The organism is Devosia albogilva, assembly GCF_042685625.1.
Lineage (GTDB): Bacteria > Pseudomonadota > Alphaproteobacteria > Rhizobiales > Devosiaceae > Devosia > Devosia albogilva.
The window spans coordinates 1,621,765-1,642,160 of the sequence record NZ_JBHUNP010000001.1 but is presented as its reverse complement, the minus strand read 5'-3'; the positions used below and the strand labels follow the sequence as shown (position 1 = coordinate 1,642,160).

Genomic DNA, 20,396 nt, shown 5'->3' with positions numbered 1-20,396 from the left:
GGGAACGTTTGGCCCTGCCGGGAACTTGATGCACGGAAGGAGCCTGCCCGTGACGGATACCATCGAAGTCAAGGTGACCCACCGCTTCGCCGCCAGTCCCGAGCGCGTCTATGACGCGCTGCTCGACCCGGACAAGGCGCGGCTATGGCAGCAGGGCTGGATGGCGCAGACCGGCAGCCCGGGAACCATCATCACCAGCGAGATCAACCCGGTGGTGGGTGGGCGCTTCCAGTTCGTCGGTCGAGGCGAGGATGGTGTCGATGCGCGCAGCTGGGGCAGCTACCGGCGGCTCGAACGACCGAACCTGGTGGAATTCACCTGGATCGTCGATCCTGCGGGGGAGGACGACCCGTCCGTGGTGACGGTGATCATCGAGCCCGAACCGGAGGGATCGGGATCGGTGGTGACGCTCTACAATCCGATGGGCGCGGAATGGGCCGACTACCGTGAGCGGACCGAGCGGGCCTGGATGGCGATGCTGAGTGCCGTCGACGCGGTGTTGCGGGCGGAAGGCCCCGCCGCTTGACGGCAGACGAAACGGGAGCCATCTAGCCGGAACAGCAAGGAGCAGGGCATGGTCGCGAAGATCTTCATCGACGGGGAAGCCGGAACCACGGGCCTGCAGATTCGCGAGCGCCTGGCGGGGCGGCGCGATCTCGAGGTGATCTCGATCGATGCCGACAAGCGCAAGGATCTCGACGAGCGCAAGCGGCTGCTGAATGCGGCCGACATCGCCATTCTCTGCCTGCCCGATGACGCGGCGCGCGAGAGCGTCAGCCTGATCGAGAACGACACCACGCGGGTGATCGACGCCTCGACGGCGTTCCGGGTCGACCCGAGCTGGACCTATGGCTTCGCCGAAATGAGCAAGGACCAGACCGACGCCATTGCCCAGGCGCGGTTCGTCGCCAATCCCGGTTGCTGGCCACAGGGGCTGATCGCCGCACTGCGTCCGCTGGTGGAAGCCCGGCTGGTTCCCGGGGACTATCCGATCAGCTACCACGGAATCTCGGGCTATTCGGGCGGCGGCAAGCAGATGATCGCCGAATATGAGGGCGCTGCGACGCCCAGCCAGTACATGCCCTATGCCCTGACCTTCGTGCACAAGCACCTGCCGGAGATGGCGCTCTATGCCAAGCTCAACCGCACCCCACTGTTCGAGCCGGTAGTGGGCAATTTCGCGCAAGGCATGGCCACTTCGGTGCCGCTCCATCTCGACCTCATGGCGGAGATTCCGAGCGGTCGGGATCTCCATGCGGCGCTGGCCGACCACTATGCGGCGATCCCGGACAGCTTCGTCCGGGTGGCGCCGTTCGACTCTGCCACCGCAAAGACGGCGACGCTTGATCCGCAGGTCCACAACGGCACCAACACCTTGACCCTGCACGTGTTCAGCAATGACGAGCGCCAGCAGGCGGTGATCGCGGCGGTCTACGACAACCTCGGCAAGGGCGCTTCGGGCGCGGCGGTGCAGAACCTCAACCTGATGCTCGGCGTCGGGGCGCGGGAGAGCTTGGCGGCCTAGTAGGTCGCACGGCCTCCAGAGAGGTCGAACACCGAAGCGGTGGTGAAGCTGTTCTCCTGGCTGACCAGCCAAGCGATCATGCTCGCGGCCTCCTCGACCTCCAGGAAGCGCCCCCGCGGAATGCGGCTCAGCATGTAGTCGATGAACTCGGGCTTGAGCTCGTCGAGGATGCGCGTCTTCGCGGTGGCCGGGGTGACGGCGTTGATGGCGATGTCGAAGCCGGCGCATTCCTTGCCGACGGCCTTGGTCATGCCGATCACGCCGGCCTTGGCGGCGGCATAGGCGGAGGCGTTGGGATTTCCCTCCTTGCCGGCGATCGAAGCGATGTTGACGATGCGGCCGTAGTTGCGCGCCTTCATGCCCGGCAGGACCGCGCGGTTGACATAGAAGGCGCCGTGGAGGTCGACGTCGATGACGCGGTGCCACTCGGCGAGATCGTATTCGTCGAGCGGGGCGTTACGTCCGGCGATGCCGGCGGAATGGACGAGAATGTCGATACGACCGAGGCGCTGCTCGGTATCGCTTACGGCGGCCTCGACAGCCTCGTAGTTGGTGATGTCGACAGTGATGCTGGTGGTGCCGCTGCCGAGTTCGGCGCCGGCGGATTCCAGGGCGGCGGTGTTCATGTCCCACAGGCACAGGGTGGCTCCGGAGGCGCGCAACCGTTGTGCCACGGCGAAGCCGATGCCCTGAGCGCCTCCGGTGACGACGGCGACCCTTCCCTCGAGATCGATGCGATTCATGCTGTTTGTTCTCCTCGAGCACCAGAAGGCCATGCAGGAGGCGCATCTGTCCACCACCACCGGTACTGCTGCCGAACGGTTTCGCCCGCCCGTGACTTGACCCAAAGGCCGGTTTTGCCGCATCACCTCGGCAACAGCGAGGTTTCCAGGCGAAAATGGAAAAGTTCACCACTCTGACCGGTGTCGCGGCGCCCATGCCGATCATCAATATCGACACCGACATGATCATTCCCAAGCAGTATCTGAAGACGATCAAGCGGACCGGCCTCGGCACGGCGCTGTTCAGCGAGATGCGCTACAACGAGGACGGCTCGGAGAACCCCGATTTCGTGCTCAACAAGCCGGCTTACCGGAACGCGCAGATCATCATTGCCGGCGACAATTTCGGCTGTGGCTCGTCGCGCGAGCATGCGCCGTGGGCGCTGCTGGACTTCGGCATCCGCTGCGTGATTTCCACCAGCTTTGCGGACATCTTCTACAACAACTGCTTCAAGAACGGCATCCTGCCGCTGGTGGTCAGCCCCGAGCAGCTCAAGCTCTTGCTGGACGATGCCGAGCGCGGCGCCAATGCGACGCTGACGGTCGACCTCGAGGCCCAGACCATCAAGGGTCCGGACGGCGGCACGCTCCATTTCGACATCGACCCGACCCGCAAGCAGATCCTGCTCGAGGGGCTCGACGACATTGCCGGTACGCTGAAGGCTGACCCGGCGATCTCGAGCTTCGAGAGCAAGATCGCCGCCGAGCGGCCCTGGCTGTAAGGGGCGGATCATGGTGCAGCGCGTTTCCACCGGATCGCCATTCGAAGCGACCTTCGGCTATTCCCGTGCCGTGCGGCACGAGGACACGGTCTATGTCTCCGGCACCACCGGCTATGACTATGCCACGATGACCATGCCGGAGAGCGTCGGCGAGCAGGCGCGGAACGCGCTCAACACCATCGACAAGGCCCTGCGCGAGGCGGGGTCGTCGATCGCCGACACGGTGCGGGTGGTCTACTATGTGGGCGACCGCTCCTATGTCGACGAGGTGGTCGCGGCGGTGGGCCCGGTGTTCAAGGACATCCGCCCGGCGGCATCGATGCTGATCGTCTCGATGATCGAAGCAGGCATGAAGATCGAGATCGAGGTGACGGCGCGGATCGGAGCGGCGACCTCGTGAGTGCGCCGCCGCGCATCGAGTTCATCGACGAGCCGGCCCCGGAACATATCGAGGCGGTGGTCGGCATTCTCGGTGCGGCGGCGGAACAGCAGCATCCGGGCGGCAACTACCGTGACTATGGCTTCCTGCTCAGGGACGAGGCCGGCGAGATCGTTGGCGGCCTGACGGGGTACATCCTCTACGACTGGATGTTCGTGCAGTTCATCTCGGTGGCCCAGGAGCTGCGCGGTCAGGGGCTCGGCGAAAAACTGATGGCTGAGGCAGAGGCGTGGGCGCGCGGGCAAGGACTTGCCGGCATGTGGCTCGACACCTTTGCGTTCCAGGCGCCGGAGTTCTATCGCAAGCTCGGCTTCAGCGAGTTCGGCACCATCGAGGACCACCCGGTGGGCTCGCGACGCATCTTCTTCCAGAAGCGTTTGCGCTGACGGCATGTCCCGCCCGCAGCTCGGTCTCGTCTTGCACGCAGCGCTCCTGATCGGGGCGCTGTTTTTCCTTGTGCCGGTGCTGACGGGCTGGAATGTGCAACTCGGCTATCTGCTGGTGCTGGCGATCTACTGGCTGGGGTTCTGCCTGCCGGTGATCTGGTGGCATGTGCGGCCGCTCCGAGATGAGCGGTTGTTTTCGGAACGGCTGCGTTGGCGCGACTGGTTCGTGCCGGTGTTGCTGCTGGGGCAGGTGACGCTGGTGGCGGCGGTGGCGCTGGTACCGCATACCGCTATTCTGACCACGCAGGGGGCGATGCTGGCGGCCGTGGTGGGAGTGATCAACGGGCCGCTGGAGGAGATCGCCTGGCGCGGCGGTTTCCTCCGGCGCTTTGCCGACCGGCCGCGGCTCGGTTTCTGGATGGGCTGGGCGCTGTTCACGCTGTGGCACGTGCCGCTGGCGCTGAGCCAGGGTATGGTCTTCGACCACGGCTGGATCGGGTTGGTGGGCGGAGCGGCGGCGCTGGGCTTGTTCTGGAGCTGGATCGCCTGGCGCACCGGCTCGGTGTTCTACCTCGCCATCGCCCATGCGCTGACCAACACCATCACCTTCTGGGTGCTGTTCAACCAGAACGGTTTCGTGTCGCCCTACCATTGAGGGCGGCGGCCGCCCACCGAAGTGGTGCGGCCACGCTGTTCGACGCTTAGGCGGCGACGCTGGCGAAGCAGTGCTGCGAGATGGCGCCGATATGGCGATGATCGGTGCCGCAACAGCCGCCGATCACCCGCACATTGGGGAGCAGCGGCAGCAGTTGGCTGTAGCGCTGTGCCAGGTCGTGCCAGTCCCCGATGTCAAGCGTATCGCTCTCATCGAGCTCGGCGTGGCTCTTCATCGAAGCGTTGACCCGTAGTCCGCCGATCCGGTCCAGCCACGTGCCCCCGTGCCGGATGGTGGAAGCGAAGTGGATAGGGTGGGCGCAGTTGATCATGAAATAGGCCGGGTAGTTGCCGGTAGCAGCGTCCACTTCGGTGATGGCCTGGGCCAGCGGCTTGCCCCCCGGCAGGTTGCCATCGGTCTCCAGCGTGAAGGACAGAACCACGGGAATGCCGGCCCCCGCTGCCACGTTGGCGATACCGATCGCCTCGGGCGTATTGGTGAGAGTGTAAGCCGTCACCAGATCGGCACCGGCAGCGGCGAAGCTGAGAATCTGCGGCCGGTGGTAGGCCTCGGCCTCGCCGATGGTCATGACACCGTCGTACTGCCAGGCATCGCGCCGCGGTCCGATGGCGCCGCTGACGACGGTTGGCACCCCGACGACCTCGAATTCGCGGGCCATGTCGCGGCAGAAGGCGATGGCGCCGCGATTCACTCGGTCGAGCCCATCGGCGTCATAGCCGACCAGCGCGCCCCAGTCCGGATTGGCGCGCCAGGTGTTGGTATCGAACAGGAAGCCCTGGCCGCTCGCCTTGGCGATCGGAATGTAGCGCCGGTAGTACTCGGCCATCCGGGCGCGACCCGGCTCGCTGTCGTTCAGCGTAAACACCGCAAAATGCTGTACGTCCTCGCCTTCGTTGAAGATCAGGTGTGTCTCGACGCCGCCGTCGGTAATGAACATCTGGCCTTCCTGCTGCGGCAGGCGCCGCTGTGTATGCATCATCGGTACATCTCCATAAATCTGGCAACTGCCGGAGCAGTATTGCCGTCATGGGCATAAGGCGGGCGCGGAGTGATGAGCCCCACTCATTTCGGTGGGTTTGCAGAGGTGGCAGACAAGTAGTTGCGGATTCTCTTGTATGTCAGAGGCTTACCTCAGATCGACTGATGGGGTGTTTGTAGAGTCTGCTTCTAAACTGCTGTGAAACAGCAATTTCGGAGCTGCGTTTTTTCTGTTCGTTGGCTTCATGCATGTCGCGCTTGCATGGGCGCGCCAAAAGCCGCTATGTGCCCGCCAGGTGTACCCACCAGTACGGCAGGAGCTTTTCCCATCATGGCCACCCATTCCCTCTTCCTCATCCCCGGCGACGGGATCGGCACCGAGATCATGGCCGAGGTGGAAAAGCTCATCGGCTGGACCAACAGCGAGGGGCTGACCGATTTCTCGCTCGACCGTGGCCTTGCGGGCGGTGCGGCCTATGACCGGCACCAGGTGGCGATCACCGAGGAAGACGTCGCCAAGGCCAAGGCGGCCGACGCAGTGATCTTCGGCGCCGTGGGCGGGCCGAAGTGGGACAATGTACCCTACGAGCACCGGCCCGAGGCTGCACTGCTACGCCTGCGCAAGGAGCTGGCGGTGTTCGCCAATCTTCGTCCCGCCATCTGCTATCCGGCGCTGGCCGAAGCCTCCTCGCTCAAGAAGGAGCTGGTGGAAGGCCTCGACATCCTGATCGTGCGCGAGCTGACCGGCGGCGTCTATTTCGGCGAACCCAAGGAGATCACCGATCTCGGCGACGGGCAGAAGCGGGCGGTCGATACCCAGGTCTACGAGACCTACGAGATCGACCGCATCGCCCGCGTCGCCTTCGACCTGGCGCGGACGCGTTCGGGCAAGGTGCACTCGGCCGACAAGAAGAACGTGATGAAGTCCGGCGTGCTCTGGGACGAAGTGGTCAAGGGCGTCGCCAAGGACTATCCGGACGTCGAACTGCACCACATCCTTGCCGACAACGCCGCGATGCAGCTGGTCCGCACGCCCAAGCAGTTTGACGTGATGGTCACCGACAATCTGTTCGGCGACATCCTCTCGGACGTGGCGGCGATGCTGACCGGTTCGCTCGGCATGCTGCCCTCGGCTTCGCTCGGGGCACCCGATCCCGCCACCGGCAAGCGCAAGGCGTTTTACGAGCCGGTGCACGGTTCGGCGCCGGACATTGCCGGCAAGGGCATCGCCAATCCGATCGCTATGATTGCCTCGGTGGCGATGGCGTTGCGCTATTCATTCGGGATGGTCGAGCTGGCCACCCGGGTGGAGAATGCGATTTCGGCCGTGCTCAGTGACGGGCTGCGGACCGGCGACATTGCCCAGGACAACCGCAAGACGGTCGGGACGGAAGAGATGGGCGCGGCGATTTTGGCGAAGCTGAAGGCGTAGGGTTTCGCGCAGGTCTACCGGAGTGCGCCAGTTCCGGGACGGTAGTGCCTCCCGAGGCTGACGATTGCATCCGCTACGTCATTCCCGCGAAGGCGGGAATCCACTCTTTCCATTCGTTCAAGCGGAAGAGTGGATCTCCGCCTTCGCGGGGATGACGCTGTGAGAGGGACCCGCGGGCCCGAGCGTGATCCACACGCATGCTGCAAGCGACCAACAAAAAGCCCCGGTGTCTCCACCGGGGCTTTTCCATTCCAGAACCGGCCGGGCTTACTCGGCAGCGGCTTCTTCGGCCGGGGCGGCGGCGCGGGCGGCGCGTTCTTCAGCGCGTTCCTTGGCCTTGTCGCCCGGGACACCCTTGTTGGGGTTGTTGCGCGGGTCGCGCTTGGCAACGCCGGCGGCGTCGAGGAAGCGGAGGACGCGGTCGGTGGGAACGGCGCCGACCGACACCCAGTGCTGGGCGCGCTCGGTGTTCAGCACGACGCGGTTCTCGGCGTCCTTGTTCAGCAGCGGGTTGTAGGTGCCGAGCTTCTCGATGAAACGGCCGTCGCGGGGCGAACGGGCGTCGGCAACGACGATATGGTAGAACGGGCGCTTCTTGGTGCCGGCGCGGGCGAGACGGAGCTTGAGGGCCATTTGAGTCTTCCTGAGGTGTGTTGGGGGGTTACTTTTTCTTGCCCAAGCCAGGCAGGCCAGGGAAACGGGGAGCGCCGCCGATCCCCGGCAGAGCCGGGCCACCGGAGGACTTAAGGAGCGAACCGACATCGGTCGGCAGCTTGTCGGCGATCGGCAGGTCGGCCGATGGCAGGTTCTTGAGCTGGTCGGGGTTGATGCCGGCCTGGCGGGCCATCTGCTCCAGCTGCTTGGGATCCATGCGACCGAGGTCGGGCATGCCACCGAGCATGCCGCCCATCTTGCCGCCGAACATGCCGGCGAGCGAACCCATGCCGCCCTTCGACACCTTCTTCATCATGTCCGCCATCTGGCGGTGCTGCTTGGCCAGCTTGTTGATCTCGCTGACCTCGACGCCGGCACCGGCAGCGATGCGCTTGCGGCGGGAGGCGTTGAGCAGGTCCGGATTGGCCCGCTCCTTTTTGGTCATCGAGTTGATGATGGCGATCTGGCGGTCGAAGACCTTCTCGTCGACATTCGCCCCGGCCATGGCCTTCTTGAGCTGGCCGGCACCGGGCAGCAGGCCCATAAGGCCGTTCATGCCGCCCATCCTCTTCATCTGCAGCAGTTGGGCACGCAGGTCCTCGAAGTCGAAGGAGCCCTTCTTGAGCTTCTTCGCCATCTTCTCCGCCTCTTCGGCGGAAACGTTCTGGGCGGCCTTCTCGACCAGCGAGACGATGTCGCCCATGCCGAGGATGCGGTCGGCGATGCGCGAGGGGTGGAAGTCCTCGAGCGCATCCATCTTCTCGCCGACGCCGATCAGCTTGATCGGCTTGCCGGTGGCGGCGCGCATGGAGAGGGCAGCACCGCCGCGGCCGTCACCGTCGACGCGGGTCATGACGATGCCGGTGGCATCGAGACGCTGGTCGAAGGAGCGGGCGACGTTGATGGCGTCCTGGCCGGTCAGCGCGTCGACGACGAGCAGGATTTCGTGCGGCCGGGCGATCGACTTGATCTCGGCCGTCTCGGCCATGAGCTCTTCGTCGACATGGGTGCGGCCTGCGGTGTCGAGGATGAGGACATCGTAGCCACCGAGGCGGCCCTCGCGCTCGGCGCGGCGGGCAATCTCGACCGGGGTTTCGGTGGTGACGATCGGCAGGGTGTCGACGCCGACCTGCTCGCCGAGCACGCGCAGCTGCTCCATGGCGGCCGGGCGGCGGGTGTCGAGCGAGGCCAGGAGAACCTTTTTCTTCTGCCGGTCCTTGAGGCGCTTGGCGATCTTGGCGGTGGTGGTGGTTTTGCCCGAGCCCTGCAGGCCGACCATCAGCAGGGTAACAGGAGCCGCCGCGTTGAGGTCGATGGTGACGGCGTCGGAGCCGAGTACCGAAACCAGTTCGTCATGGACGATCTTGACGACCTGCTGGCCCGGAGTGACCGAACGGGTGACCTCGGCGCCGACGGCGCGCTCGCGCACCTGCTCGACAAAGGCACGGACCACTTCGAGGGAAACGTCGGCCTCGATCAGCGCCCGGCGGATTTCGCGCATGGCGGCGTCGACGTCCGCCGCATTCAGCGCGCCGCGGCCACGAAGCCCATCGAAGATCTTGCCAAGCCGGTCTGAAAGGCTCTCGAACATGTGGTTTCCTTTGTCTCGCCGGGTGATCCGGCAGAGATAGGGTGCAACGGGCCAAACACCAAACCCACCCGCGGGCGCAACGCGCTGGCGGATGTTGACCTCCGGGATCGGGCCCCGGTCGGCGGCTCAGAGGCAAAGCCTGATGAACGGGCTGCGTGTAGGGGAAGCGGGCCGGAGAGTCAAGGAAAGAGGCAGGTCGGGGGGCTGCGAGCCCTCGCGGATCTCATGGTGAGCCCCGTCAAACCACAAGGTGGGTAACTCAGCGGCCGCGACCTCGTCCTTCGACGGGCTCAGGATGAGGTCTACGAAGCTGCCGCGCTCCTAAACTCGATATGCCACGCGCACCCCGCCCCAGTGGCGGCTGTTGACCATGATGGGGGCGGAGCAGTCCTTCATCAGCACGTATTCGCCGCCGCCCATATCGCGACGATAGGTCTGGAGCAGGAAGGGCTTGGTGGAGCGGCCGGCGGAAAGACCGGTACGATCGTTGAAAATACGCCGGTTGCGGCAGTGGGCGGCGTTCCAGACCGGATCGTCCCCCTGCGGCTGGGAATAGATGCGGTTGTGGGTCGGCAGGTACCCGTTGCGGTCGACCGTGGCACAGAAGGCGATGCGGCGGTCGAAGGCGAGCACCGGCTCCTGGACCGCAGGAAGCACGCGGTCGGTGAAATCGGTGAAGCGGGTGACGACCTGCTGCGGATTGGTGCCGGGCACCTCGCGATAGTTGGTGTCGAACAGGTCGGAGAGGGTGATCTCGCCTCGCTTGACCGCCTCGGTGAAGATTGCAGCGACTTCCTGGGCCTTGCTCTGGGCAAGGGCGATGAAGGGCGCGTCGGCGGTTTCGACGCCGGCCTCGACCAGGAACAGCATGAAGTCTTCGGAGATGCCGAGAATGGTCTGGGTGCCGGCTTCGGCCTCGTCGAGATGCTGGCGGCAGGTGGCGGCACCTTCGGCAAGAGCGGAGAGTTCACCCTGCATGGTCTCGAAGCCGCTGATCGAGCGCTCGACCGGCTCGGCCAGGGCGTCGATGTCGGCGACGAGCCGGTCGAAGGACTCGACCAGTGCCGACAGCGTGGCGGTGGCGCTGCGGGCGAGTTCGGCGTCCTGCATCGCCTGCTGGGCGGCCTCGGCATTGGCGCCGGCCTGTTCGCGCAGGTCGCCGAGCGCGACACCGAGCTCGGCGAGGTGCGTTACCGTCTGGCCGGAGAAGTCGTGGATCTGGTCGGCCAATCCCTTCACGGCATTGGCGATGATCGCGAAGCCGCGGCCAGCATCGCCGGCGCGCGCGGCCTCGACCGAAGCGTTGAGAGCGAGGAGCTTGGTTTCGCGCGCGATCTGGGCGATAGCGGAACTGGCCTTCTCGACTCCGCGCAGGGTGCCGGAAATGTCCTCGAGCGTGGAGCGGATGCCGAGGGCACCCTCGGTCAGTTGGGTCATGGTGGTGCCGGTGCGCTCGACCACGCCGGACACGGCGGTGGTGCTGTCATCGAGAACATGACGAGCGTCGGCAGCGGTTTCACGGGTTCGGGCCATGCCGTCGCCGAGCTGGGCCGCGGCGGCGTTCATCTCGGCCGCAGCAGCTTTGGCGGCGTCTGCCTGGAGCGCCTGCTGCCGGCTTATGGCCGAAACGTCCGAGATCAGGCCGGCCACACCGGCAATCTCCACCCCCAAACGACCAGCACGGTCGCCGATGTCCCCCAGAGCGCGCGCGTCGCCGGCTGGCTCCGCCGCCACCATTGCGATTGCTGCCATGTTCCCCCTCCACGTTCAGCGAGGGCAGGGTAACGGGCGCTTCGGTAAGAAGAGATTAACCGTGCCTACAAATGAGGCATATCGCTGGCGCGAACAGGCGGGCGGTCGTCGATCAGCAGCAATGCGTCCGGGTGAAGCGCGGCCTTGATACGGGACAGTGCCGCCGCTTCGAGTTCAGGGTGCCGGCCGTCGAGCGCGCCCACGCGCATGGCGAAGGCGAGATCGAACGGCGCCTCATCGGGCGCGAGAACGAAGTGTTCCACCGCGGCCTCGCGAAACTCGAGCCGGCCGCTTGCCAGTTCCGCTGTCGACCCGGCAATTGCCTGAGCGATGGCCTTCGCGGAACGATCGATTGCGACCATGCGGCCGGTGGTGAGTTGGCGGGCAACGGCGCGAGCCGCGACGCCAGGACCGCAACCGATCTCCAGCACCCGCATGTCCGCGCGAAGCGGGAGAGCCGCGACACAAGCGACGATACGAGGGGAGATGCGCTCAAGAGCCATGCCGGAAAGCTAGCAAAGCGCACCGCGCGCGCAAACGGCATTGCAACGACGCGCATTAAGAAAATGCTGCCGTTTCCCAGCGTATCTTGCCGCCTCTATTTCGGGACCACGGGCCACTCAAGAGATGATGCTGCTGGCACGGCAGAGCGACGCTGAAAGCCGATCGATCTCCAAGCCCGTCGGGCTTGAGGTCGAGGTGTTCGGCGACCTCGCCAGCGCCGAAGCCGAATGGCGGGCGCTGGAGCCGGTGGCGGTGATGACTCCCTACCAGCGCTTCGACTGGGTGCAGGCGCTGGTCACGGCAGGACTCGAGACCGGCGAGGGTATGGCGATCGCGGCGATCCGACAGGATGGGTGCACCGTGGCGCTGCTGCCGCTGGTGATCAAGTCGCACCTGGGGGTGCGGATTGCATCCATGCTGGGGACGAACTTCTCCAACAGCGACTGGCTCATTTCCCGTCCCGAGTTCCGCCCCGACGGCGCCACTCTGGCGTCGCTGCTGCGCCAGATCTGTTCGGCGGCGGGAGGAGCGGACCTCGTGACCCTCTACAACCAGCCGGCGCAGTGGCAAGGCATCGACAATCCGGTGCTGTCCCTCGCACGGGCGCCCGGCGCGTCCAATTTCTACATGGCGACGATCGGCCCGACGCCGGTGCCCTATATCGAGCATCGCCTCACCACCAAGCGGCGGAGCAACATCAAGCGCGGCATGCGGCGGCTCGAGGAGAATCACGGGCCGCTGCGGGCGGTGCGCGTGAACGATGCGGCGTTGCTGGAGGTGGCGCACCGGGTGTTCCTGGAACAGCGGGGCGCGCGGTTCGGCGAGATGGGCGTTCGGAACGTGTTCGCCGACGACGGCTTCGTCCGTCTGTTTCGCGAGCTGACCGCCAAGGAATTCGGCAAGAACCGGCCCGCCCTGTGTCTGCACGTGCTCATCGCCGGCGAGGAGATCGTTGCCACCTGTTGGGGGACGATGGCCGGCAATCACTATTCGCAGTACATCAACTCGACCAGCAGCGGCCCCGCCGCGCAGTACAGCCTAACGGCGATCCTCAACGGCATGGTGATGGACGACCTCACCCAGGCGGGGATCGTTACGATGGACATGGGGCTGGGGGACTTCGGCTACAAGACGGAATGGACCGAGCCGACGCCGGTCTACCACAGCGTCATAGCGCTGACGCCCCGCGGGCGCCTCGCCGAGCAGGTCATGTCCGCAAGAGCCTTGGTGAAGCGGCGGATCAAGCAGACGCCGTGGTTGTGGAGCGCCGCGAAGCGGTTGCGGCACACGCTCTACCAACTGGTCCACAAATGCTGAAAAATGGAAAGGGCGGCCGATGTACCGGCCGCCCCGCTTGCTGCTCTTGAGCGTGGGGAACTACATCCCCACCTGCTTCGGCTTGGCCTTGTCGCGGTAGTAGTAGTTCGCGTCCTTGCCCAGCACCAACGAGCGGATCACCTTGCGCAGTCCTTCGCTACGGCGCAGCGGCGCGGCCAACAGCGCCATGGTCTGGACGGCAGCGACCTTGACGGCGTCGAAGGCCGGGTTGACGCCGGGTGCCTGCTGCGGAAAGCCGCGATCGCGCAGCATGGAATTGGCGACATAGAGATTGTTGCGGCGCTTCACCTCGGGCGTCTTCCAGGTGATGGCGAGCGAGATGGAGTAGCTGTCCTTGGTCTTCACCCAGTGCGGCCAGATGTAGGGCACGAACACGCCTTCGCCGGGCTTGAGTTCGTTGACGGTGCCGCGGGACGCATAGGCGTCCTCGAACTTCAGATTCCGGTGCTTGGTGATCGCGTGCTCGATCTGGTCCTCGCTGGCGATGCTGCGGTCGGTGTTGTCATAGATGGCGAACTGCTTGTCGCCATGGATCTGAACGAAGAAGTTGTCCTCGCTGTCGAGGTGGAACGGGGTCGTCGAGTTCGGGGACGAAACGAACATGAAGCCCTGGATGTCGGTGAACCGGGCACGCTTCACGTCACGGAAACCACGGGCCCTGGCCACCGACTCCAGCACTTCTTCGAGCAGGGCCTTGTAGGTCGGGTGGTGCTCGACCCGCTTCAGCACCATCCAGGCGCCGGCGGTTTCGATCTGGGTGACGACTTCTTCGGGGTCGAGATCGACCAGCGGGGTGGAGGAGGGGTCCTGGCTGACCGCAGCCTTGCCGGAGTTGTACTCGATGCGATCGCGCGGCAGCGCCTTCACCAGTTGCAGGATGGCCGGCAGCGTCAGGCGCGGGTCGCCCGCAAGAGCATGGTTGATGCGGAAGGGCTGGTCGGGGAACAGGTTTTCGAAAGCCGCGTCGTCGGCGGTCAACAGAGCAGTCACGAGCGTTTCTCCTTGAGTTTTCGGGCGGCATGAAGAAGCCGCTTGGCGCCACTGCGGGCGCGGCGGCGCGCTGCCATGAGGCCGATAATGGCAGCGCTGATCGGGTCGTTGGGCGTGGTGGGGATCAGGAGGTCGCCGATGGTCAGGCGCTCGCGCCAGACATGGTCGATCATCGGATGTCCGGCATCGGCGGTGGAGTCGACCAGCGCGATCTCCGGGTCGGCGGCGTAGTGTCGCGTGAGTTCCAGGGTCAACTGGACTCCTGGTGAGTAGCGGGACCGGGTCTCGTCGTAGGCGATCTTGAAGAACAGCACCCGATCGCGCTGGCGAATGAGAATGCCGGAAGCGAGGACGGTATCGTCGAGGGTGAGTTCGGCGATCTCGATACGGCCGTCGGCGCTCAGGCCAGCGGCGGCCTTGCGGATGAAGGCCGCGTCGCTCTCGACCTGGCCAAGGCCGGTGCCGCCCGCGCCCTTCCATCCGAGCGCCTCGAGCACCAGGAAGCGCTCCAGCGCCGGCACGACCGCTTCCGGAGTCCTGGCAATGGTGAAGGCCACCGAGCCTTCGTCGGCCAGGCGGCTGCGCTGGCGGCGGAGCTCCTTGAGCTTCTTGCCGCCCAACGCTTCGCGCAGATAGGTCTCGGCGTCGGTAGCGGCGTCGAATGCCGCACGCTGATAGCGGTTGTGGATGACGGGGCGGATGCCCCGCTCGGCCATTGCCGCGGACAGGGCCGCGAAAGCCGGGCCATCAAGCGTCATGGTCGGCAGTGACAGGACACGAGCACCGCCGGCGCGCGCAGCGTCGATCAGCTGACCGGCCGCTTCCTTGGCCCGCTCGGCGTGCAGCAGTGGCACCGTCAGCGGGCTGTAGGGTTGCTGGGCGACCAGAGCGGGCACCGGCAGGCGCAGGGCGGACCAGGCCGGAACCACCGGAAGCAGGCCGATCACCTCGTGGGCCGCGTCATCCGCAAAGGCAAGGAGCAGGCCGGGTTTTTGAAGCTTCCCGGTGATCTCGAAGGCCGGCAGGGAGTAGTGCGCGTCGTAAAAGGCGTTCGGCTCCACGGCGTTGTCGCCGAGCCGGTTCCAGGTGGCGCGCGAAAGCGCTGACAGGCGCGCGATGGACGGGCGCGCCGCTGCCTCGGTCCGCTCCGCTGCTGTCCCGATGCTGTCCACCATGGTTCCGCGCATCTGGCCCACTCGCCTGTTACCGATCGGAACATAGGGCAAGCAGGGGGTGCGTGGGGGAACTGCCTCGCACGCTGGTTAAGACGGGGTGATGCAGAAGCCCTTCAAATTCATGAATAATTTTACCGATGCCGGCCATCGTGAGGCTGGCTTGCATCGGGCCCGCTGGCAATTGCGGGCCAGTTCCGCCATATAGGGCTACAGCTATCTTACGCAGGCGCCGCGCCAGGATGAACGTACCCTTCGCCAAGATGAACGGGCTGGGCAACCAGATCATCGTCGCCGACATGCGCGGCCGAACCGATCGGGTGTCGGCTGAAGCTGCGGTGAACATCAATGCGCGCGCCGAGACCCGCTTCGACCAGATCATGGCCATCCATGATCCGCGCACGCCGGGCACCAACAACTACATCGAGATCATCAATTCCGACGGCTCGCGGGCGGAAGCCTGCGGCAACGGCATGCGTTGCGTGGTCCAAGCGCTGACGGCAGAGCAGGGGCGGCACCGCTTCATCTTTGAAACCGTGGCTGGCATCCTGTTCGGGGAAGAGGGCGAGGACGGGCTGATCACGGTCGACATGGGGACACCCAAATTCGCCTGGTACGAGATCCCGCTGGCGGAAGAGTTCGCCGATACGCGGCAGGTGGAGCTGCAGATCGGGCCGATCGACGCCCCGGTGCTCCACTCGCCGTCGGTCGCCTCGATGGGCAATCCGCACGCGACCTTCTGGGTGAAGGACGATGTGTGGAGCTTTGCGCTCGACCGCTTCGGGCCGTTGCTCGAGAACCATCCGCTGTTTCCGGAGCGCGCCAATATCTCGATCGCGCAGGTGACGGCGCCGGACCGGATCATCCTCCGCACCTGGGAGCGCGGTGCGGGTCTGACCGAGGCCTGCGGAACCGCCGCCTGCGCGGCGGTGGTCAACGGCGCTCGTACCCGGCGCACGGCGCGAAAGGCGACGGTGACGCTGCCCGGTGGCGACCTCGCGGTCGAGTGGCAGCCAGACGACCATGTGGCGCTGACTGGCCCCGCCGAGTGGGAATGGGGAGGGCAACTCGATCCGGCCACCGGCGCCTGGACCCGCGACGAGGCGGCGTGATGGCTGTGGAGACGCTGACATTCGGCTGCCGGCTCAATGCCTATGAAGCCGAGGTGATGAAGGGCGAGGCCGAGAAGGCCGGGCTCGACAATGCCGTCATCATCAACACCTGCGCGGTGACGGCCGAAGCGGTGCGGCAGGCCAAGCAGGCCGTGCGCAAGGCGCGGCGTGACCATCCGGAGGCTAGGATCATCGTCACCGGCTGTGCGGCACAGACGGAGGGGCGCACCTTCGGCGACATGGCCGAGGTCGACCTCGTCATCGGCAACGCCGACAAGCTCAAGGCCGACAGCTACAAGCCGATGGTGTTCGGCACTGCCCTCAACGACAAGGTGCAGGTCAACGACATCATGAGCGTGCGCGAGACCGCCGGGCACCTCATCGAGGCAATGGATGGACGCACGCGGGCGTTCGTGCAGGTGCAGAACGGGTGCGACCACCGCTGCACCTTCTGCATCATTCCGTTCGGACGCGGGCCGTCGCGTTCGGTGCCGATGGGGCTGGTGGTCGAGCAGATCAAGAAGCTGGTCGGCAATGGCTATCGCGAGGTGGTGCTGACGGGCGTCGACATAACCTCCTATGGTCCGGACCTGCCGGGTGCACCGACGCTGGGCAGACTGGTGCAGGCCATCCTGAAGCACGTGCCGGAACTGCCGCGGCTGAGGATTTCCTCGATCGACTCGATCGAGGCCGATCCGGCGCTCTACGACGCGATGGCCGATCGGCGGCTGATGCCGCACCTGCATCTGTCGCTGCAGTCGGGCGACGACATGATTCTCAAGCGCATGAAGCGGCGGCACCTCCGGGCGGATGCGCTGGCGGTGGTCGAGAAACTGCGTTCGATCCGGCCGGAGATGGTGTTCGGCGCCGACATCATTGCCGGCTTCCCCACCGAGACCGACGCCATGTTCGAGAACACGCGGCGGATCATCGGCGAGGCCGGGCTCACTTATGTGCATGTGTTCCCCTATTCTCCGCGACCGGGAACGCCGGCGGCGCGGATGCCGCAGATCGACAAGCGGGTGGCTCGCGAACGCGCCGGGCTGCTACGGGCCGAGGGCGAGAAGCAGTTCGCCGCCTTGTGCGCGAGCCGCGTCGGGGCGGTGGAAAACGTGCTGGTCGAGCGGGACGGGTTGGGTCGGACGGAACAGTTCGTGCCGGTGCAGGTTGCAGGCTCGGTAGCGGGGGAGTTGGTTACGGTGCGGATTACCGGGGTGACGACCGAGGGTCTCGTTGGTGAGGCGCTGCGGGTGGCCGCATAGGCCGGTGGCCGCGACCTCGTGGTTCGACAGGCTCACCATGAGGTCTACTCGGGCGACACCCGAAGCTGAGGAACAAGAAAATGGCACAAGAAAAACCCGGCTTCTTCAAGCGCCTGTGGGGCGAGATCATCGGGGAGGAGCCGAAGCCGGCCCAGAGCCCGGCCCCTCCCGAGACCGTTCCGGAACCACATGCAGCGCCGGTTGTGCCCGAGCCGGTACCGCCGACGCCGGAGCCCACCCTTCCCGAGCCGGATGCTCCGGCCGAAGAGGTGCCGCCGCCGGGTCCGCCGGAAACGACCCCGGACTATGTGGAGGAAATCGAGGAGCAGGCCACCGCTGCGCGGCTCGCCGAGGGTATGCCGGATGCCGCACCGGTGATCCCGGCGCCGGCCACGGCTGAGCCGAAGCAGGGCTGGTTCCAGCGGCTGACCACCGGGCTCAAGCGCTCGTCGGACCAGTTGACCGGCTCGATCACCGCCGTCTTCACCAAGCGCCGGCTAGATGATGCGACGCTGGAAGAACTCGAGGACGTGCTGATCCAGGCCGATCTGGGTCTCGAAACCGCCACGGCCATCACCGAAACGCTGCGGCGCGACCGCTTCGATCGCGACGTCTCCGGCGAGGAGGTGCGCGGCGTGCTCGCCAGCGAAGTCGAGGCGGTGCTGGCGCCGGTGGCAGAGCCCCTGCGGATCGACCCGGCGCAGCGACCCTTCGTGATCCTGATGATTGGGGTGAACGGGTCGGGCAAGACCACCACCATCGGCAAGCTGGCGCAGAAATTGTCGGTCGAGGGCAAGTCGGTGATGCTGGCTGCGGGCGACACCTTCCGTGCGGCCGCCATCGAGCAGTTGCAGGTGTGGGGGCAGCGGACCAATTCGCCGGTGGTGGCGCGGCCGGCCGGCTCGGATGCTTCGGGGCTGGCCTTTGATGCGGTTACCCAAGCCAAGGCCGAGGGTCGGGACATCCTGATCATCGACACGGCGGGACGCCTGCAGAACCGGGACGAGCTGATGAACGAGCTCGAAAAGGTCATCCGCGTGATCAAGAAGGTGGACCCGACCGCCCCGCACGCGACCTTGCTGACGCTTGATGCCACGACGGGGCAGAACGCGATGAAGCAGGTGGAAATTTTTGGCCAGCGGGCCGGGGTGACGGGGCTGGTGATGACCAAGCTCGACGGCACCGCCCGCGGCGGTATCCTGGTCGCCATCGCCCGCAAGTTCGGCCTGCCGGTGCATTTCATCGGCGTGGGTGAAGGCGTGAACGACCTGCAGCCGTTCCGCGCGGACGAGTTCGCGCGGGCGATCGCGGGGCTGGAGTAGACGTCTCAGCGCGTGGGTGGAGAGAACCCCTCACCCGTCTCGCGCTTCGCGCGATCCACCCTCTCCCCGGAGGGGCGAGGGGAAGCAGGAGCCGCGGACTTTGAGCTGCGAGAGGCACCGCGGCTGCACCCATCGTCCCCTCGCCCCTCCGGGGAGAGGGCCAGGGTGAGGGGTTCTTCCCGAACTAACCCCGTTCCCGTAGCTGCAGGGCCTGCAGCATCATTACGGTCTTGGCGTCGTTGATTTCGCCGGTGCGGATCATGGCGAGTGCGTCGGCGAGTGGCAGTTCAACCACTTCGATCTCCTCGCCCTCGTGGTCGAGGCCACCGCCCTGGCTGAGGCGCAGGCCGGGGGTGTAGCGGGCGAGGAAGCAGGCCACCTTTTCGGTGAGGGCGCCGGGGCTCGGATAGACTTCGAACAGGAATTCGAGTTCCTGCGGCTCGTAGCCGGTTTCCTCGAGCGCCTCGCGCCGGGCCGTTTCTTCTGGTGTCTCGCCCTCGTCGCGCATGCCCGCACAGGCTTCCAGAACCATCGGTGTGTCACCGTTGAGCTGAGCGGGCAGACGCCACTGTCGTGTCAGCAGCACCTGGCGGGTAGTCGGATCATACATCAGCACGGAGGCGGCGAGGCCATGATCGTACACCTCGCGATCATACTCACGCGCGACGCCATCGGCGCCGATATAGGTGATGTGGTAGTTGTCGAAGCGGCCCCAGACATGGGCCAGCTTGGTCTTGCCGCGAATGGTGATCTTGGGCTGCACGTTCCGCTCCGGATGGTTTGCTGCTCTATGCCCCACGACGCCAGGCCGCGCCAGCGCCCCTGCGTCGTTCCGCGCACGCGATGTTCGCTTTGCGAACAAAGTGCGCACTGCGACGAAAGTCGGTTTGCCGCGCTTTGATTTGGTAAGCATTGCAGTCTAGAAGTCTCGAACCATTCCAAACTGCGCGCGGTTCCGCGCACCAGCGAGGCCTTATGGCAGTTCGATCCCGCCCGCTTTCTCCGCACCTGCAGATCTATCGCTTCACCATCACGATGACGATGTCGATCGTCCATCGCGCCACGGGCATCGCCAACTATGTCGGCATGGCCTTTCTGGCGCTGTGGCTCGCCGCCGCGGCGTGGGGCCAGGAGCCGCTCGATGTGGTCAACAGAATCTATGGAAGCTGGTTCGGACAGCTGGTGCTGTTCGGCTATACTTGGAGCCTAGTGCACCACATGTTGGGGGGCATTCGCCACTACCTGTGGGATGTGATCATTGGCTTTGAGGCCGGGCAGCGCGAGGCTATGGCCTGGGCGAACCTCGTCGCTTCGGTGGTGATCACGCTGTTGGTCTGGACCGTCTTCGTGTGGGTGGGCTGAGATGCGCGAACAAGTCGTCACCAGCAGCGTCGTCGCCAATCCGAAGTCCCGCTACGGCAATGCCCGTTCGGCCACGCGGCACTTCATCGTCCAGCGGCTGACCGGGTTTTCCAACATCCTGTTTCTCGGGTTCCTGCTGTTCGTGGCGGTGCGCCTTGCCGGGCAGGACCGCACCGACATGGTGGCCCTGCTGGGGCAGTGGTATGTGGGGCTGCCGTTCGCGCTGCTGATCGCCATCGTCTGCGTGCATATGCGTATCGGCATGCGCGAGGTGGTGGAGGACTATGTCCATGAACCGCGCACCCACCGGCTGGCGCTGTCGCTCAATACCTTTGTCGTGCTGCTGATCGGCGTCGTTGCCGTCGGTTCGCTCGTCAAGCTCGTCTTCTGGGGTTAG

Annotated in this window: 22 protein-coding genes; 13 read left to right on the top strand and 9 right to left on the bottom strand. The window is 65.6% G+C overall.

The annotated features are described in order from the left end of the window. The first annotated feature begins 49 nt into the window (after positions 1-49). Both ACFSX5_RS08315 and argC read left to right on the top strand, forming a co-directional pair. Positions 50-526 (top strand): SRPBCC family protein, encoded by a 477-nt coding sequence (locus ACFSX5_RS08315; RefSeq protein ID WP_386832808.1) that lies wholly within the window; start codon positions 50-52, stop codon positions 524-526. 48 nt (positions 527-574) lie between these two features. Further along, complete coding sequence (gene argC / locus ACFSX5_RS08310) at positions 575-1,525, top strand: N-acetyl-gamma-glutamyl-phosphate reductase (protein ID WP_386832807.1); 951 nt, start codon at positions 575-577, stop codon at positions 1,523-1,525. On the opposite strand, the gene ACFSX5_RS08305 is transcribed toward argC, so the two are convergent. Beyond that, the gene (locus ACFSX5_RS08305) at positions 1,522-2,268 is read right to left on the bottom strand and encodes an SDR family NAD(P)-dependent oxidoreductase (protein WP_386832806.1); all 747 of its coding nucleotides are present in this window, start codon (positions 2,266-2,268) and stop codon (positions 1,522-1,524) included. The two genes, argC and ACFSX5_RS08305, sit on opposite strands and share 4 nt — an antisense overlap. Positions 2,269-2,423: 155 nt before the next feature. Here ACFSX5_RS08305 and leuD point away from each other — a divergent pair, with 155 nt between their 5' ends. Genes leuD through ACFSX5_RS08285 form a run of 4 tightly spaced genes read left to right on the top strand, consistent with a single transcriptional unit; the run spans position 2,424 to position 4,509 of the window. After that, positions 2,424-3,029 (top strand): 3-isopropylmalate dehydratase small subunit, encoded by a 606-nt coding sequence (gene leuD / locus ACFSX5_RS08300; protein ID WP_386832805.1) that lies wholly within the window; start codon positions 2,424-2,426, stop codon positions 3,027-3,029. A 10-nt stretch (positions 3,030-3,039) separates the two neighbouring features. Then, positions 3,040-3,429: a RidA family protein gene (locus ACFSX5_RS08295; RefSeq protein WP_386832804.1), complete on the top strand. Its 390-nt coding sequence runs from the start codon at positions 3,040-3,042 to the stop codon at positions 3,427-3,429. Then, complete coding sequence (locus tag ACFSX5_RS08290; RefSeq protein WP_386832803.1) at positions 3,426-3,854, top strand: GNAT family N-acetyltransferase; 429 nt, start codon at positions 3,426-3,428, stop codon at positions 3,852-3,854. The genes ACFSX5_RS08295 and ACFSX5_RS08290 overlap by 4 nt, the downstream gene beginning before the upstream one ends. 4 nt (positions 3,855-3,858) lie before the next feature. Next, the gene (locus tag ACFSX5_RS08285; protein WP_386832802.1) at positions 3,859-4,509 is read left to right on the top strand and encodes a CPBP family intramembrane glutamic endopeptidase; all 651 of its coding nucleotides are present in this window, start codon (positions 3,859-3,861) and stop codon (positions 4,507-4,509) included. Between the two features lie 46 nt (positions 4,510-4,555). Here ACFSX5_RS08285 and ACFSX5_RS08280 read toward each other — a convergent pair whose 3' ends face one another. Next, positions 4,556-5,509 carry a homocysteine S-methyltransferase family protein gene (locus tag ACFSX5_RS08280; protein WP_386832801.1) on the bottom strand — a complete coding sequence of 318 codons (954 nt, stop codon included), beginning with the start codon at positions 5,507-5,509 and terminating at the stop codon, positions 4,556-4,558. 330 nt (positions 5,510-5,839) lie between these two features. Here ACFSX5_RS08280 and leuB point away from each other — a divergent pair, with 330 nt between their 5' ends. Beyond that, positions 5,840-6,940 carry a 3-isopropylmalate dehydrogenase gene (leuB, locus tag ACFSX5_RS08275; protein WP_386832800.1) on the top strand — a complete coding sequence of 367 codons (1,101 nt, stop codon included), beginning with the start codon at positions 5,840-5,842 and terminating at the stop codon, positions 6,938-6,940. 267 nt (positions 6,941-7,207) lie between these two features. On the opposite strand, the gene rpsP is transcribed toward leuB, so the two are convergent. The 4 genes from rpsP to ACFSX5_RS08255 all read right to left on the bottom strand — a co-directional run bounded on the left by rpsP (position 7,208) and on the right by ACFSX5_RS08255 (position 11,440). Beyond that, positions 7,208-7,573, bottom strand: a complete 366-nt coding sequence (rpsP, locus tag ACFSX5_RS08270) for a 30S ribosomal protein S16 (RefSeq protein WP_386832799.1) — start codon at positions 7,571-7,573, stop codon at positions 7,208-7,210. A 28-nt stretch (positions 7,574-7,601) separates the two neighbouring features. Beyond that, complete coding sequence (gene ffh, locus ACFSX5_RS08265; protein ID WP_386832798.1) at positions 7,602-9,185, bottom strand: signal recognition particle protein; 1,584 nt, start codon at positions 9,183-9,185, stop codon at positions 7,602-7,604. Positions 9,186-9,506: 321 nt separating this feature from the next. After that, positions 9,507-10,937, bottom strand: coding sequence for a methyl-accepting chemotaxis protein (locus ACFSX5_RS08260; protein WP_386832797.1), 1,431 nt, complete (start codon positions 10,935-10,937; stop codon positions 9,507-9,509). A gap of 65 nt (positions 10,938-11,002) precedes the next feature. Then, the gene (locus ACFSX5_RS08255) at positions 11,003-11,440 is read right to left on the bottom strand and encodes an SAM-dependent methyltransferase (protein WP_386832796.1); all 438 of its coding nucleotides are present in this window, start codon (positions 11,438-11,440) and stop codon (positions 11,003-11,005) included. Between the two features lie 127 nt (positions 11,441-11,567). Here ACFSX5_RS08255 and ACFSX5_RS08250 point away from each other — a divergent pair, with 127 nt between their 5' ends. Continuing rightward, positions 11,568-12,758 (top strand): GNAT family N-acetyltransferase, encoded by a 1,191-nt coding sequence (locus ACFSX5_RS08250; RefSeq protein WP_386832795.1) that lies wholly within the window; start codon positions 11,568-11,570, stop codon positions 12,756-12,758. 60 nt (positions 12,759-12,818) lie between these two features. On the opposite strand, the gene ACFSX5_RS08245 is transcribed toward ACFSX5_RS08250, so the two are convergent. Together ACFSX5_RS08245 and ACFSX5_RS08240 are read right to left on the bottom strand one after the other, a co-directional pair. Continuing rightward, positions 12,819-13,769 (bottom strand): cupin-like domain-containing protein, encoded by a 951-nt coding sequence (locus tag ACFSX5_RS08245; protein WP_386832794.1) that lies wholly within the window; start codon positions 13,767-13,769, stop codon positions 12,819-12,821. Then, positions 13,766-14,956 (bottom strand): GNAT family N-acetyltransferase, encoded by a 1,191-nt coding sequence (locus ACFSX5_RS08240; RefSeq protein ID WP_386832793.1) that lies wholly within the window; start codon positions 14,954-14,956, stop codon positions 13,766-13,768. The genes ACFSX5_RS08245 and ACFSX5_RS08240 overlap by 4 nt, the downstream gene beginning before the upstream one ends. Before the next feature lie 227 nt (positions 14,957-15,183). Here ACFSX5_RS08240 and dapF point away from each other — a divergent pair, with 227 nt between their 5' ends. From dapF to ftsY, 3 genes are all read left to right on the top strand, one after another. Beyond that, on the top strand, positions 15,184-16,053 hold the full coding sequence (dapF, locus tag ACFSX5_RS08235; RefSeq protein ID WP_386832792.1) for a diaminopimelate epimerase: 870 nt from the start codon (positions 15,184-15,186) through the stop codon (positions 16,051-16,053). Next, a complete protein-coding gene (mtaB, locus tag ACFSX5_RS08230) occupies positions 16,053-17,315 on the top strand; it encodes a tRNA (N(6)-L-threonylcarbamoyladenosine(37)-C(2))-methylthiotransferase MtaB (RefSeq protein ID WP_386832791.1) in 1,263 nt (420 codons plus the stop codon). Before dapF ends, mtaB begins: the two co-directional genes overlap by 1 nt. 80 nt (positions 17,316-17,395) lie before the next feature. After that, on the top strand, positions 17,396-18,637 hold the full coding sequence (ftsY, locus tag ACFSX5_RS08225) for a signal recognition particle-docking protein FtsY (RefSeq protein WP_386832790.1): 1,242 nt from the start codon (positions 17,396-17,398) through the stop codon (positions 18,635-18,637). A 184-nt stretch (positions 18,638-18,821) separates the two neighbouring features. On the opposite strand, the gene ACFSX5_RS08220 is transcribed toward ftsY, so the two are convergent. Then, positions 18,822-19,400, bottom strand: coding sequence for an NUDIX domain-containing protein (locus ACFSX5_RS08220; RefSeq protein WP_386832789.1), 579 nt, complete (start codon positions 19,398-19,400; stop codon positions 18,822-18,824). Between the two features lie 212 nt (positions 19,401-19,612). On the opposite strand from ACFSX5_RS08220, the gene sdhC reads away from it, so the two are divergent. Continuing rightward, positions 19,613-19,999, top strand: coding sequence for a succinate dehydrogenase, cytochrome b556 subunit (sdhC, locus tag ACFSX5_RS08215; protein WP_386832788.1), 387 nt, complete (start codon positions 19,613-19,615; stop codon positions 19,997-19,999). A gap of 1 nt (position 20,000) precedes the next feature. Then, the gene (gene sdhD, locus ACFSX5_RS08210) at positions 20,001-20,396 is read left to right on the top strand and encodes a succinate dehydrogenase, hydrophobic membrane anchor protein (RefSeq protein WP_386832787.1); all 396 of its coding nucleotides are present in this window, start codon (positions 20,001-20,003) and stop codon (positions 20,394-20,396) included.

Excerpts from the sequence above, each read along its gene's own strand:
- ACFSX5_RS08250 (WP_386832795.1), top strand. The coding sequence starts at position 11,568 with ATGCTGCTGGCACGGCAGAGCGACGCTGAAAGCCGATCGATCTCCAAG.
- ACFSX5_RS08285 (WP_386832802.1), top strand. The coding sequence starts at position 3,859 with ATGTCCCGCCCGCAGCTCGGTCTCGTCTTGCACGCAGCGCTCCTGATC.
- ftsY (WP_386832790.1), top strand. The coding sequence starts at position 17,396 with ATGGCACAAGAAAAACCCGGCTTCTTCAAGCGCCTGTGGGGCGAGATC.
- sdhC (WP_386832788.1), top strand. The coding sequence starts at position 19,613 with ATGGCAGTTCGATCCCGCCCGCTTTCTCCGCACCTGCAGATCTATCGC.
- argC (WP_386832807.1), top strand. The coding sequence starts at position 575 with ATGGTCGCGAAGATCTTCATCGACGGGGAAGCCGGAACCACGGGCCTG.
- ACFSX5_RS08305 (WP_386832806.1), bottom strand. The coding sequence starts at position 2,268 with ATGAATCGCATCGATCTCGAGGGAAGGGTCGCCGTCGTCACCGGAGGC.
- leuD (WP_386832805.1), top strand. The coding sequence starts at position 2,424 with ATGGAAAAGTTCACCACTCTGACCGGTGTCGCGGCGCCCATGCCGATC.
- dapF (WP_386832792.1), top strand. The coding sequence starts at position 15,184 with ATGAACGTACCCTTCGCCAAGATGAACGGGCTGGGCAACCAGATCATC.
- rpsP (WP_386832799.1), bottom strand. The coding sequence starts at position 7,573 with ATGGCCCTCAAGCTCCGTCTCGCCCGCGCCGGCACCAAGAAGCGCCCG.
- sdhD (WP_386832787.1), top strand. The coding sequence starts at position 20,001 with ATGCGCGAACAAGTCGTCACCAGCAGCGTCGTCGCCAATCCGAAGTCC.
- leuB (WP_386832800.1), top strand. The coding sequence starts at position 5,840 with ATGGCCACCCATTCCCTCTTCCTCATCCCCGGCGACGGGATCGGCACC.
- ACFSX5_RS08260 (WP_386832797.1), bottom strand. The coding sequence starts at position 10,937 with ATGGCAGCAATCGCAATGGTGGCGGCGGAGCCAGCCGGCGACGCGCGC.
- ACFSX5_RS08255 (WP_386832796.1), bottom strand. The coding sequence starts at position 11,440 with ATGGCTCTTGAGCGCATCTCCCCTCGTATCGTCGCTTGTGTCGCGGCT.
- ACFSX5_RS08280 (WP_386832801.1), bottom strand. The coding sequence starts at position 5,509 with ATGATGCATACACAGCGGCGCCTGCCGCAGCAGGAAGGCCAGATGTTC.
- ffh (WP_386832798.1), bottom strand. The coding sequence starts at position 9,185 with ATGTTCGAGAGCCTTTCAGACCGGCTTGGCAAGATCTTCGATGGGCTT.
- ACFSX5_RS08295 (WP_386832804.1), top strand. The coding sequence starts at position 3,040 with ATGGTGCAGCGCGTTTCCACCGGATCGCCATTCGAAGCGACCTTCGGC.
- mtaB (WP_386832791.1), top strand. The coding sequence starts at position 16,053 with ATGGCTGTGGAGACGCTGACATTCGGCTGCCGGCTCAATGCCTATGAA.
- ACFSX5_RS08240 (WP_386832793.1), bottom strand. The coding sequence starts at position 14,956 with ATGCGCGGAACCATGGTGGACAGCATCGGGACAGCAGCGGAGCGGACC.